Below are 12,491 nucleotides of genomic sequence, written 5' to 3'. Positions count from 1 at the left end.
GGTCGGCGATCATCGGGACGGCGTGGTTTGCCGGTTTGTGCGCATGAGGTTTCGAGGTCGTCGCTATCGTGACGTCGGCTTGGGGGTCTGGATGATCGATGCTTCACCCGACGACGGGGTTGAGAGTCGTGCCGCGACGGCGAACACGCAGAGCGGTGCGGCGGGCAACGTCGTGCAGGCACGGGACATCCACGGCGACGTCCGGCTGGACACGCCTTCACTGCCGCGTTCGTGGGCGCCCGCCGCGGTGCTCGCCGTGGCGGTGATCGTCGGAGCGTTGATCATCGCCTGGCCGAGGTCGTCGGACGAGCCCGCGACCGGTGCGCCCGCGGAGTTGGGCGTAGTGGTCGACATGTCCCACAACGACCAGGCCCCGTGGGGGTACGTCTCCGAGTCCCCCGACTTCCCCGGCCGCGCCATCGTCCGCCGGCTGGCCGAACCGATGGCCGCGGTGGATCGTGACCTGGTGCGGGAGATCCGCACGTCGGACGGGGCGATCAGCCTCCACCGCCACCTGGTCCGGCTGCACCTGGTGGGCCCCGTCGGGGGCACGAGGGTGACTGACATCCGGCCGGTCGTCCGGCGGACGGCACCGCCGCCCTCCGGAAGCCTCGTCCACGTGCCGCCCCAAGGCAGTGAGGAGTCCTCGGAAGTACTGCTGCTGCTGGACGAGGGGTTCCCGGTGCTGCAGAGCTCCGAACCGATGCCGTCACCCCCGCCGGGCGAGGCGGGCCGTCGGATACCCACTGGCCCGTACTTCCCCGGGCACACGATCAACCTCGCCGCCGGTGAAACGCATGAGGTCGTGCTGACCACCATTGCGCGGTCCCGCAGTTACGAGTACGACCTCACGATCACCTATCAGACCGGGACCGAGATCCGGGAGACCGTGGTCGACAACAACGGCCAACCGTTCCGGGTCGCCGGTCGCTCGTGCAGCAGCGAACACGTCGCGAGCTACCAAGCCGCCTATGGGTTGGTCACCGGCTTGAGCGTGGTCGCCGAGTTCGACCCCGCTCGCATCGATCTCGGCCCGATCCGCTGCTGATGACCACGCCCGACGCCAACCGCAACCGGCTCGTGGTGAGCATCGTTGCCGCCGTGCTGATCATCCTGGCCGCCCTGGCCGTCCGTTCCTCGCTCGACTCCCCGGACACCGGGCAAGGACAAGCACCAACGACCACGACACCGTCGTCGACGACCACCCCACCCGCCGGCCGGACGTGCGGCGAGATCAAGAGCGTGGACGCGGACGGCCGACCAGTGCCCGCGGCCCTGCTCGCCCAGGCCCGCGCGATTCACGAGGCAGCGTGTCGAACGGACCCCCGCACATTGCTCGACATCCTCACCTCACCAGGCCACGAGCTCCCCGAACCGACCCTCGAACGACTGCAGACAGACCCCGGGGCCAGGGCATCCCTCGCCCTCACCTTGGAAACGGCTCCACGCACGAACCAGGGCGGCCACACCTACTGCGCGCCAACCGGCGCCGCTGCGGTCTTCGGACGCGGAACCCATGACCGCCCGGGTGGCCTGACAGCGTTCACCACACGGCCGACTGGCATGACCGAAGGACTCTGCCCAGCCTGACGGCACGTCCAGGCCGCTGACCACCTACCTGGTTCGTCGGCACACCTCGCCCACGGTGCGCAGGGCGCGGCGGTGTGTGAGGAGCGAAGCAACAGGTGGGCGCCGCAGCGAGGCCGTCAGCTTGACCACAGGTCGAGGTTTCGGCGGACGCGGGCGGTTTCCGGGTGGTCGTCGCCGTGGACGGCCCGCATGTCGCGGAGCAGGGCGGTCAGGATCGTCGTCGCCGTCGCGCGGTCTCCGGATTCGCCGACCACCGTGGCCAGGTTGTGGCGCGACGCCAGTGTCGTGGGGTGGTCAGCGCCGAGAGTTCGGGCCAGTTCCGGTACCAGCGCGCGCAGGTGGCCGGGATCGCCGGTTCGTCCTTGCCAGAACGCCAGGTTGGCGCGGACGGCCAAGAGCTCCGGGTTGTCGGGGCGACGGTGTGCCGACAAGGAATCGGCGACGACGGCAAGGGCGTCGACCGCGGTGGTGTGGTCGCCCGTCGTGCCTGCCCAGTGCGCGAGCTCCATGTGCCAGTGGTGGGTGTCCTCGTGGTGAGGGCCGTTGACGCGGAGGCTGGTTGCGGCGAGGGCTTTGCAGGTGGCGGCAGCGGCGCGTGCGTCGCCGGCGCGACCGAGCCACCGGGCGAGTTGGGCGCGGGCCTGGATCGTCTGCGGGTGGTCGACGCCGGACAGGCGTTCACGCTCGGCGGTGACCTTGGTGAACAGCATCGCGGCGGCTGCCGGGTCGCCGTCCTCGCCCCGGGCGTCGGCGAGGTTGTGGAAGGCGGCGATGGTGTCCGGGTGCTCGTCGCCCTGGACCCGCAGGCGGTCGGCGGCAAGTCGTTCGAAGGCAGCACGTGCGGCACGCGTGTCGCCGGCGGCGCCGAGGAACGACGCCGCGTTGTTGCGCGCGGTCAGGGTGTCCGGGTGGTCGGGACCGACGACCTCGGCCAGGTCCTCGGCGATCGCGGTCATCTCCCGGGCGGCGGCCGCCGGGTCGGTGCGCCCGCGTGCCTGCGCGAGGTTGGTCCGGGTGATCAGGGTGTGGGGGTGGCGTGGACCGTGGCTGCGGGTCAGGTCGGTGACGAGGTCGGTGAACTCCGCGACCGCTCCGGCGTGATCACCGGCTTCCGATCGCTGCAACGCGAGGTTGTTCCGCGCGCTGAGGACCTGGGGGTGTTCCTCGCCGAGTGCCTCGGTGAGGCGACCGAGCACGGCGGCCGAGTCCTCGGCGGACGCCGTCCACGTCGCCAACTCGTGTCGAGCGCCCAGCACGTCGGGGTCGCCCGGGTCGGCCGCGCGTGGGTGTTGCGTTAGCAGTTCGGTGAGCAAGCGGACCGCGCCCGCGACGTCGCCCGCCTTGCCGACCCAGTGGGCGTGGCCGACGCGCAACGTCAGGGAGAGCGGGTGGTGCGGGCCGAAGCGGCGCTCGTGCTCGGCCACCACCTCGCCCAGTTCCCGGGCCGCCTGGGCGGCTTCTCCGAGCGCGCCCCGCGCCTGGGCCAGGTTGAACCTGGTCTGGAGTGTGTCGGGGTGGTCGGCGGGTAACCGCCGCAAGCGCTCCAGCAGGACGTCGCGCAGCCGGGCCATGGCCGCGGCGGACCGGTCGAGGTTCGCGCGCGCCGTCACGGCGTCCACGTGCGCGCGGTCGGTGTCGGGGTGGTGCGGTCCGAGGTGGTCCAGGGAGAGGGAGTGCAGCCGGTCGGCGAACTCCGCCGCGGCCCGCGCTTGGCCGGCGGCGAAGTAGCTCGGACCGACGTCGGTCAGCAGGGGGTGCAGGCCACCTCCCCACAGCGCGGGGCCCGCGTTGCCCAGCAGGCGCTCCGCGTTGGCGCGCAGGGCTCTGGACTCGTCGCGATCACGTTCGACGGCGGGCCAGAGGTCGTGCAGCGCCCCCGCGGCGCTCATCGCCGACGCGGCGAACCGGGTCTGGTCCGCCCGCTCGAGGTGCTCCCTCGTCGCCCGCTGGACGAGCACGTGCGTGCGCACCGCGCGGTGCGGGTCGGTGCTGTCCAGGTCCAGCAGGCTCAGCCTGCTCAGGTTGCCCAACGCGGTCACGGCGTCGTGCTCGTCCACGGGCGACCCGGCGGCCACCGAGAGGAACTCGCGGCTCAGCTGGTGGGTGAACACGGACCTGGGCATCCCGTCCGGGTCGAGCAGCGCGGCCAGCTCCAGCGTCGGTCGGGCCAGGCCCGGCGGGGTCAGCCGGTCGGCCAGCTCCACCGACAGGGACCAGGTGACGGCCACGGCGGCGTGGTAGTCGTCCGGCGGCGGGTCGGCGGGCAGCAACCGGGCCAGGGCGCGCCGGCGGTCGGCGAGCAGGTTCAGGTACTCCTCGCAGGTCAACAGCGGTTGGTGGGCGAGGTACGCGGCGGCGTGGGCCAGTGCGAGCGGCAGGTGGCCCAACTCGGCCGCCAGTGACCAGAGCGTGCCCACCCCGTCGGTCGTCACCCGGTCGGGCAGGCGCGCGACGAGGTAGGAGAGGGACTCCTCCGCCGTGTAACAGCCAAGCTCGACGGTCCTGCGGCCCGGTCCGGACAGCGCCGCGTCGCGGCGCCGGGTCGTGACGACGGTCGTGCCGGCCGCGTCGACCGGTGGCCACAGCCCGGCGAGGTCGGCCGGGTCGCGCACGTCGTCCAGGACCAGCAGCCACCGCCGGTCACCCGCCAGCCACCCCAGCAGCCGGCGCGCGCCCGCCTCGGCGTCGGGATCGTGCCGGCCGTCGAGGTCGGCGGCCAGCGCCGCGAACCCCGCGACCACTTCCGCTCGGGACCGCGCGGGCAGCCACGCCACCAGGTCCGCCTCCCGGCGTCCCCAAACACCCATGGCCAAGTCGACGGCCAGCTGGGTCTTGCCCACGCCGCCGAGCCCGGTCAGCACCACCATCCGGTCGTCCGGCCACGACAGCGGCCGGCGCTGGAAGCAGTGCGCCAGAGGCGGGAACGCACCCCAGCGGTGCGGTAGCGGCAGGGGATCGCGCGGCGCGGCGTAGATGTTCACGTCACCGCTGATCACGCCGGCCTGCACCACCGAGTGCGCCACCCCGAAGAACCGGTTGCCGTAGAACCCGTCCGCTGTGCTCACCGATCACCCCTCGCCGTCGCGACCGCCCGAACCGGCCTGTCCCGGGCGCGGCCGTCGGAGAACACCCGCCCTGGATCACATCGCTCCAGTCCTCGTGATGTGACACCGGACCCGAAGGACCACGACGCTCGCCGACGCCGATGCGACCTCGGGTCGTCAGGCACCCGCGCAGATCCGGCAAGTCGACGTTCTTGGCTCGCCGTGCCGCGCGGGGCGAGGTCGTGCTTTGCGGGACGTCCGGCGCGTGGCGCGGCCCGGTCGCGACAGGCCGTGTGGGCGGACCGGCAGGCTCGGCGCGCACCGCAGGACGCGTCTGGACCGCCTCACCGACCGCTGAGACCTGGTCAGCCCGACCGCGTGGCCGCCTCCGCGACGGATCGGCCGGTCCGTCGCAGGACGACGGCGAGCGCGCAGAGGAAGCCGATGGCGGCGAGCAACTGCACGGCGTGCAGCAGCACGATGGTCGTCAGGCTGCCCGGCAGCACGGTGTTCGCCACGGACAGGTCCGGTGAGACGACCACGATGACGTACGTCAGCACGCCCGCGGCGGACGACGTCAGCCACAGGGCGGCCAACCCCACCCGGTGCGCCACGCCGCGCCGCCTGGCCCACCACATCCACATCGCGAACCCGGGGACCAGCCAGACCCAGTGCTGCGGCCACGAGAGCGGGGACACCAGCAAACCGGTCACGGCACAGGCCAGGACACCGGCGGCCTCCACACCACGCCGACTGGCCCACGTCGCGATCGCCAGCCCGGCGACGCCCACCACGGCCGCCAGCAGGAGCCACAGCCCCTGCGCGGACAGCACTCCTGGCAATTGCCCGAGCACGCCCTTCAGCGACTGGTTGAAGGCGCCGGCCGGGCCGGTCATCTCGGTCCGCTCGGTGGCCAGCATGAGCCCGCCCCACCAGGCGACGGACGGTCCGGGCAGCACGACGAAGCCGACGAGCACCGTGCCCAGGAACGACGCCGTGGACACCGCGGCGGCGCGGAACCGGCGGGTGAGCACGAGGTAGACGATGAAGATGAGCGGGGTCAGCTTGATCCCGGCCGCGATGCCGATGCCGACGCCCCGGAAGCGCCCCGGCCGCCGGGCCAGGTCGGCGAGGACCAGGAGCATGAGGAACACGCTCACCTGGCCGACGTTGAGGTGCATCACCAGCGCGCCTGACGGCAGGGCGACGACCGTGGCCAACAGGGCGTACTTGGCCCGACGGCGCGGTGACTCCCGTTCCACCAGTCCCATCGCGAGCCAGGCCGCCGCTTCCAGCGCGAGCACCGAGAGGAACGTCCAGAGGACGAACCCGACGTGCAGGCTGGTCAGCGCGAGCGGGATGAACAGCAGCGCGGCGAACGGCGGGTAGATGAACTGGAACCCGTTGTCGGTGGCGATGTCGTAGGGCGAGACGCCGTCGAGCACGGCCGAGCCGGTGATGTCGTAGACCTTGAAGTCCACCTCCAGCATCCAGATCGAGCCGCCGATCGGGATGGTGGCCGCGAGGGCGGCGGTCACCATCGCCGCGATGGCGACCGCCGCGAGCACCATGCCGGGCGGTGGCCGGTGGGGTCGCGCCGAACGCGCTGGTGCGCCTGCCGCGGTCATGTCCGGGGTTCCTTCCTGGGTGCGGGGATCGATACCGGCCGCAGCCGGAAGATCCACGTGTTGAGCAGGACGAACCGGCCGAGCGTGCCCAGGGCCGACGAGGCCAGGAGCACCACCAGTTCGACCAGCCTCGACGGGCGGTCGGTGACGGCGTCGAGCACCAGCAGCGCTCCGGAGGTGAAACCCGCAGTACAGGGCGAACACGACCAGGGACTGCAGGTGCACCAGCACGAGCGGCCCACGCGGCCGGTCCCGGAAGGTGAGCCGCCGGTTCGCCTCGGTGTTCAGCAGCAGGCTCAGCGTCATCGCGACCAGGTTCGCCGCCAACGGCGGCCACCAGGTGCGGAACACGGTGTACAGCACCAGGGTCGTCACGGTGGCCATGAGGCCGATCACGGAGAACATCACCAGGTGGCGCAGCCGCGGGGTGTCCCGCACGGCCAGCACGGCGTCGGGGTGGACCGCGTTGGGCTCGGGCCGGGGTGCCAGCTCCGCGATGTCCGCGCCACCGGAGAGCTTGGTCCACACCATCCGGATCAGGCCGCGCAGGTTCGTCGCGGCGGTGCCGGTGACGTTCACGCGACTGTCCACGTCCTCCACCCAGTCGACGGGTATTTCGAGCACCCGCAGGCCGTTGTGCTCGGCCAGCAGGAGCAGTTCGGTGTCGAAGAACCACGTGTTGTCCTCGACCCGTTGGAGCAGTGGGCGCACCACCTCGGCCCTGGCTGCCTTGAAACCGCATTGCGCGTCCCGGAACTGGGCTCCGTGGGTGAGTCGGAGAAGCGTGTTGTAGCCGCGGGAGGCCAGTTCCCGTTTGATGCTCCGCACCGCACGGGCCCCCGGCGCCAGTCGCGATCCGATGGCGATGTCCGAATGGCCGACGGCCAATGCGGCCACCAGCGGAATGGTCGCGTCGAGGGCGGTGGACAGGTCCACGTCCATGTAGGCGACGACGTCGGCCCGACTGGCCGACCAGGCGGCCCGCACCGCGTTTCCCTTGCCGCGTAGCTCCACGGACATGACGCGCACCCGGGGCCACTGCTTGGCCAGCCTCTTCGCGACCAGCAGCGTGCCGTCGGTGCTGGCGTTGTCGACGATGGTGATCGTCCAGTCGAACGGCATCCGCGCGGTCAGGAAATCGTGCAACGTGGCGACGCAACCGGGTAACGCGCGCTCCTCGTCGAAAACCGGAATGATGATCTCGACGGTGGTGGTGACGAGGGGAGCGCTCGACGGGACGTCGGACGGCGCCGGCTCTTCGCCGGACAGGGGCAGTTGCTCCGGCAGGGGACCATCCATGTCCGCACCTCTCCGCAAATGCCGCGGCGTCAACCGTAGCTCCGGTCGCGGTGGGGAAACTTGTTCTGGAGTGCGGAATGTGCAGCGCACGTCGACGCCGCGAGCCGGGCGCGGCGCACCGCGTACTCGTGGTCGGCGAGCTCGGCGCCCGCGCCGTCGCGGCGTGGAGCACGACCAGGCGCACCCGCTCGCGCGGCGGTCGCCCGTGCCACCGCCCTGGGCGCACGGCTGGGGGAGTTCCTGCGCTCGCTGATCACGCCCAGCGTGGACCAGGTCGTGGAGTCCTCCGCCATCGGGCCCGTGCGCGGCCCCAAAGGTCGATGGCGTTCCAGACCGGTCTGACCGCTGCGGGGATCCGCAGCTGCTGCTGCGGTGCGGAGCCCTCGCCGAACACTGACCTGCTTCAAACGACTCGCTGAAGTCACCACGTGAGACGTGGTCTGGGCACTTCACCCGCCGCGCGTTCAACGGCAGCCCGATCATCTCGGCCAGCGTCTTGCGTCCGCCGAACTCCACGAACCGCAGGTGCCGGCAGTGATTTGCGGCCCGCTCCGTGATCCGAGCGTTCTCGTGCCCCAGCTCGACGCGGCAACCTGGCCCACGCCTCCATGTCGGTCGGCGACCTGGGTCGGGCGATCCGGCTGTACGAGGCTGCCGTCGCCGACAGCGAGCGGGTGCGGGGACCCGACCACTCCACGACCAGGACGATCCGGTCAAGCCTGAGAACCGCGAGATCGTCGTGAACGCTCACGCCTCGCGGCTACGGACCGGCCGCCGGCGTGGAACCACCGCTCATCGGCAGTAGCGGTCAGCGCGGGAGTTCAGGGCAACAGGTAGCTCGGGTCACAGTCCGGCGGCCTTGAGCAGGTAGGCGCGTTCGTAGTCGCGCAACTCGGCTCCCGGCAGGCTGGTGTCGGCCAGCAGCCGGCTCACCCAGTTCGCGTCGGCGGCGAACGCCGACCGGCACAGGGCTCGTTCGGGGTGGTCTTCCTCACGACCGCTGATCGCCAGGGCCGCCGCGTTCTCGGGGTCGGTCGGCTCGGACAGGGCAGCGGCCACCAGCACCAGACCGAACAGCTCGCCCCGCCGGGGCACCGAGGGATCGGCCGCCAAGCGCAACAGGAACGGCACCACCGCCGGCATCACGGCGCTGATGTGCATGGGCCCCGACATCACCAGCCACCCCAACACCCGTTCGGCTTCCTCGGCCGCATCGGGGTCGAGCAGACCGCGCAGCAACACCGGGACCCCCTCCGGGCAGCCGGGGATCGCCGACCACGCCACATCGTCACAACCGGCCAACGCCGGATGCGGAGAGCCTCCTGTGCGAAGTGCGGGCACGCCGCTGTCAGAGCCGCGATCGCCGCCGCGGCGGCCCCGCCATCCACCTGGCACACCGACGCGCCCCCCGTCATGCCCGAACCGAACCGCGAGACAAGCGAACTCCGCCCAACCGACGCCTCGAGCCTATCCGCGGCGAGCGTCGTCCCGATCCCCGCATGAGCGCATACCGTCAGGCCGGCTCGTCCGAGCCCTGTTCGCGCAGCCAAGCCGCAGCTTCTTCACGTACCTCCGCCACCGGGTCCTCCAATGCCTCGCGGACGACGTCCGCCACGTGCCGGGAATCCCTGCGCCACCACAGCAGCGACAGAATCGCCAGGCGCCGTACGGAGGCGTCCGGGTCCTGCCGAATGCTCTGGCAGAGCAGCGGCAACACCCGCCGGCCGACGTCCTGACCGAGCCGGCGTCGGCCGAGGACGGTCACGGCGTGCCGGCGGACGATGACGTGCGGCGAGGTCAAGCCGACAACCGCGGCGTCCACCTCGTCCGCCGCGATGTCGCAGTATCCGTGCCCGGGCTCGAGCCGCCGATTCAGCGCCGGCAGGTATGCCGGCCAACGCTCGATGAACTCCGCCAGGGGCCGGTAGTCCAGCGACGGCGGGGTGACCGCGTCGTCGCGGAAGCTGGTGTACGGCGCGGCGACAGCGCTCACCACCACGTCCGGTGGGAGACTTCCGACCTGGTCGAGAACGAGGTCGAGCCGACCGAGGCGGGACAGCGCCACCGCGATCCACTCCTGGTTCGGCCCGTCGGTCTGCCTCAGGCCGGCTCGCAACGCTCGGATGACGTCGTCATCGGGTCGGCCGATGTCGGCCAACAGCTTCGCCGCCTGCCACGCGCGGTCCGGCGTGCCGAGCAGGGAGATCAGGGACGGGAAGCCCGCCGGGCCGAGATCACGCAGAGTCGATTCGACGGTGTCGGGGTCGAGGAGACCGTCGAACGTTCCCAGCAGGGAAGCCAGGTGTGCGGCGCGCTCGGCGGGCGGGAGCGCGGCGATGGCGGCCGCCGCGGCCGACCGCTCGTCCAGTTCAGGGAAGTGGCGACGCACCTCGGTGGTCGTCAAGACGCGCCTGATCAGCGTTTCGTGGTATTCGTCGTCGAGGAGCAGCACCACGAAGTCCGGGTGGACGTCCTCGTTCTGTCGCAGCGTCGTCCGTGCTTGCCGGCAGACGCGAACCAGCATCGTCAGGTACCGGTCGAAGGTCGTCCGCCACTGGCGGGTCGTTCCGGAGCGCGCCTCCGCGGTGAGCGCCTTCTCCCAGCGTCCGGTCGAGTCCTCCGGGAGCCAGCGGTCGTGGTAGGTGCCCCAGTCCGGGGCACTCCAGCGCAGGTCCGCCTGGTGCTCGGCGGGCTCTCGAGCCAACGCCTCGACGCTGTTGATCCCGAGTAGCGGGAGTGCGATCGGACCGTCTTCCTCCCGGTAGAGGTGATCCAGCACCGCCACGTAGAGCCGCTCGCCTGGATGATCACCCATCGCCGAGATGACGGACCGCACCACGCCCTCGTGCACGGCCCGTTCGAACCCAGGCCAATCCAAGTCCACCGCCACGCCGCCATCGTGGCAGACGACCCCCGCCCGACATCCGCTCATCGGCAGGAGCGGACGTCCGTCGCGGCGCTCGGTCCGCGGCACGAGCGGATGTCGGTCATCACGTGAACGAGCGTTGCGCCGGCGGATATCGGCGGTGTTGGCCGTGTTCTCTCAGGTTCCCTTGCGGAACGCTGCCGTGACCTCCTCGCCGGTGGTCAACGGTGCGCCGAGCTCGCGCGCCAGGCGGCCCGCGTGCACGTCGACGACCGCTTCCAGCAGGTCCGCGTACACCTCGACCGCTCCGCGCACCCGCACCCATCCGACGACCGCGACGCACACCGCCACCACCACCGCCGGCCACCAGAACGCCCCGACGACCGCGTAGGGCACGCACCACGTGGTCGTCGCGACCGCTGCATCCGCCTCCGCACGTGCCGCCCGCAGCTCGGCCCGCCCGGAGTCGTCGAGCACCAACCACAACCGCGCCCACCACGACTTGAGATCGACGGCGTACTGGTGGTGCACCCGGTCCTCGACGGCCGCCAGCCGGTCGCCGGTCCACGTCGCCCTGGTCGGCGAGGCGAGCGCGATCCGGTTGCGCTTCGCCGCCTCACCCCGTTCGTGCGCCCGCACCCATCGCCGCCGCCGGCTCCGTGCCGCCCAACGCGGGCGCGTGCCGAGGAAGCAGCGCCACGTCACCGGGCACAGCGCCCGCACCACGAGCCCCGCCGCCACCGATCCCAGCAGCACGGCGGCCAGCGCGAGGAGTTGGGCCGCCGGCGGCCGGGTGCCGAGGTCGCGGGTGACCCCGTCCACCCGGGCGACCAACCTCGTCACGTCCAGCGCGTGCGCGTGCCCCAGCAGCGCGCCCACCGCCGCGGTGGCGAGGAACAGCACGCCGGGCAGCACGAGCAGCGACACCCACCGCTCGGCCACCCGCTTGCCCAGCTCGCCGAAGAACGCGTTCACGCCGGTCGCCGCCTCAGCGGCTCGTCGCGCAACCAGCACCGCTCCGCCGGCACCGGACCGCCCGGCTCCCGGGGCACCTGCCGCGCGCACGCGTCCGACGGGCACGCGTACACCTCGCCGAACGGCCGACCCCGCATCCCGGGCAGCACCAGGTCGCGGCCGCGCAGCACGTCGGCGGGGATGCCCAGGCGCGGTAACTCGTCCTGCAGCGGGTGACCCGCGCGCACCCTCGCCAGTACGTCGTCCAGCACCCGCCCCAACCCCTGGCGCGTCACGGCGGCGCGCAGTTCGGGCAAGGTGGTGCAGAAGGCGGCGAGGTGTTCGTCGGCGTGCGGCACGACGTTCCTCCTCTTCGTCGGGGACTCCCCAGCCTGTCAGGAATACACGGAGATCGAGGTGGATGGGTGCGGGACGAGCTGGTCCAGGACGTTCTCGGCCGGATCGCGCGCGCCGACGACGGCGACGCGGAGGCGGTGCTCGCTGCGGAGGCGGAGGCGGCGGGAGAGGCGTTGTTGGCGTTCCTGTCCCCGGAGGGCAAGCTCGACTTCGAGGTGCTGCACGTCGTCGGCACCCTGCACCTGGCGCGTTCGATGTGGCGGGAAGGACCGGCGGCGACCGAGTCGCACACCCTAGCCGAGATTCTGCTCGCGCCGGTCTTCCTGCTCCGCCCCGACCTCGCGCCGCCGATCTGGGAGGGCGACCCCGCGGCCCCGGAGGGCCGGCGTCGGCGCGACCTCGGGTCCGCGTTGGTGCGGGTCGGCATGGTGCTCGGCAACCCGACCGCGTTCCTCGTCGCCGTCGACGTCCTCGCCCCGACGGCCAACGATCCGGCCGACCCGTTCGCCGCCGGGTGCGGTGTCGTGCTCGCCGCCGCCGCACGCCTGCTGTCCTGGCACACCGGCGATGCCGAAGCGTTGACGACCGCCCAGGTCGCCGCGCAGCGCGTCCTCGACGCGGAGCCCACCGACGCCACGCCGGCGGCCCGTGCCGAACTATCGTCAGGAGGTCCGCTTCGTGGCGCTGATCGCCAGCTCCGCCAGCCGCTCACCCGCCGGTTCGGCGATCGGCGCCCGGTCGAGCGCCCGCAGA

The 12,491-nt window shown here is 72.1% G+C and carries 10 protein-coding genes; 4 read left to right on the top strand and 6 right to left on the bottom strand.

Features of this window, described 5'->3' with window-relative positions; all coding sequences use genetic code 11:
• The first annotated feature begins 91 nt into the window (after positions 1-91).
• Entirely contained in the window at positions 92-1,048 is a 957-nt protein-coding gene (locus AB0I91_RS11150; protein WP_499636564.1) for a hypothetical protein, read from the top strand.
• The gene (locus AB0I91_RS11145; RefSeq protein WP_499618813.1) at positions 1,048-1,590 is read left to right on the top strand and encodes a hypothetical protein; all 543 of its coding nucleotides are present in this window, start codon (positions 1,048-1,050) and stop codon (positions 1,588-1,590) included. Before AB0I91_RS11150 ends, AB0I91_RS11145 begins: the two co-directional genes overlap by 1 nt.
• A gap of 116 nt (positions 1,591-1,706) precedes the next feature.
• Here the strand turns inward: AB0I91_RS11145 and AB0I91_RS11140 are convergent, their stop codons facing one another.
• A complete protein-coding gene (locus AB0I91_RS11140; protein WP_499636562.1) occupies positions 1,707-4,655 on the bottom strand; it encodes a tetratricopeptide repeat protein in 2,949 nt (982 codons plus the stop codon).
• A gap of 344 nt (positions 4,656-4,999) precedes the next feature.
• Complete coding sequence (locus AB0I91_RS11135; RefSeq protein ID WP_499636560.1) at positions 5,000-7,561, bottom strand: glycosyltransferase 87 family protein; 2,562 nt, start codon at positions 7,559-7,561, stop codon at positions 5,000-5,002.
• Between the two features lie 593 nt (positions 7,562-8,154).
• Here AB0I91_RS11135 and AB0I91_RS11130 point away from each other — a divergent pair.
• The gene (locus AB0I91_RS11130) at positions 8,155-8,304 is read left to right on the top strand and encodes a hypothetical protein (RefSeq protein ID WP_498776139.1); all 150 of its coding nucleotides are present in this window, start codon (positions 8,155-8,157) and stop codon (positions 8,302-8,304) included.
• Positions 8,305-8,404: 100 nt separating this feature from the next.
• On the opposite strand, the gene AB0I91_RS11125 is transcribed toward AB0I91_RS11130, so the two are convergent.
• The 4 genes from AB0I91_RS11125 to AB0I91_RS11110 all read right to left on the bottom strand — a co-directional run bounded on the left by AB0I91_RS11125 (position 8,405) and on the right by AB0I91_RS11110 (position 11,740).
• Positions 8,405-8,803, bottom strand: a complete 399-nt coding sequence (locus AB0I91_RS11125) for a hypothetical protein (RefSeq protein ID WP_498776059.1) — start codon at positions 8,801-8,803, stop codon at positions 8,405-8,407.
• 271 nt (positions 8,804-9,074) lie between these two features.
• The gene (locus tag AB0I91_RS11120) at positions 9,075-10,412 is read right to left on the bottom strand and encodes a HEAT repeat domain-containing protein (protein WP_499636558.1); all 1,338 of its coding nucleotides are present in this window, start codon (positions 10,410-10,412) and stop codon (positions 9,075-9,077) included.
• Between the two features lie 192 nt (positions 10,413-10,604).
• Positions 10,605-11,402: a hypothetical protein gene (locus tag AB0I91_RS11115; RefSeq protein WP_499636556.1), complete on the bottom strand. Its 798-nt coding sequence runs from the start codon at positions 11,400-11,402 to the stop codon at positions 10,605-10,607.
• Positions 11,399-11,740 carry a hypothetical protein gene (locus AB0I91_RS11110; RefSeq protein ID WP_498776065.1) on the bottom strand — a complete coding sequence of 114 codons (342 nt, stop codon included), beginning with the start codon at positions 11,738-11,740 and terminating at the stop codon, positions 11,399-11,401. The genes AB0I91_RS11115 and AB0I91_RS11110 overlap by 4 nt, the downstream gene beginning before the upstream one ends.
• A gap of 66 nt (positions 11,741-11,806) precedes the next feature.
• On the opposite strand from AB0I91_RS11110, the gene AB0I91_RS11105 reads away from it, so the two are divergent.
• On the top strand, positions 11,807-12,491 hold a 685-nt coding region (locus AB0I91_RS11105), incomplete at its 3' end, for a hypothetical protein (RefSeq protein WP_499636554.1).

It is taken from the genome of Actinosynnema sp. NPDC049800 (assembly GCF_040656635.1).
In the GTDB taxonomy this organism is placed as follows: Bacteria; Actinomycetota; Actinomycetes; order Mycobacteriales; family Pseudonocardiaceae; genus Actinosynnema.
The sequence above is the reverse complement of the archived record's forward strand: the minus strand, read 5'-3'. Positions and strand labels throughout refer to the sequence as shown.

What these genes read in the sequence shown, in the direction of transcription:
- AB0I91_RS11145 (WP_499618813.1), top strand. Translation starts at nt 1,048, where the DNA reads ATGACCACGCCCGACGCCAACCGCAACCGGCTCGTGGTGAGCATCGTT.
- AB0I91_RS11135 (WP_499636560.1), bottom strand. Translation starts at nt 7,561, where the DNA reads ATGGATGGTCCCCTGCCGGAGCAACTGCCCCTGTCCGGCGAAGAGCCG.
- AB0I91_RS11150 (WP_499636564.1), top strand. Translation starts at nt 92, where the DNA reads ATGATCGATGCTTCACCCGACGACGGGGTTGAGAGTCGTGCCGCGACG.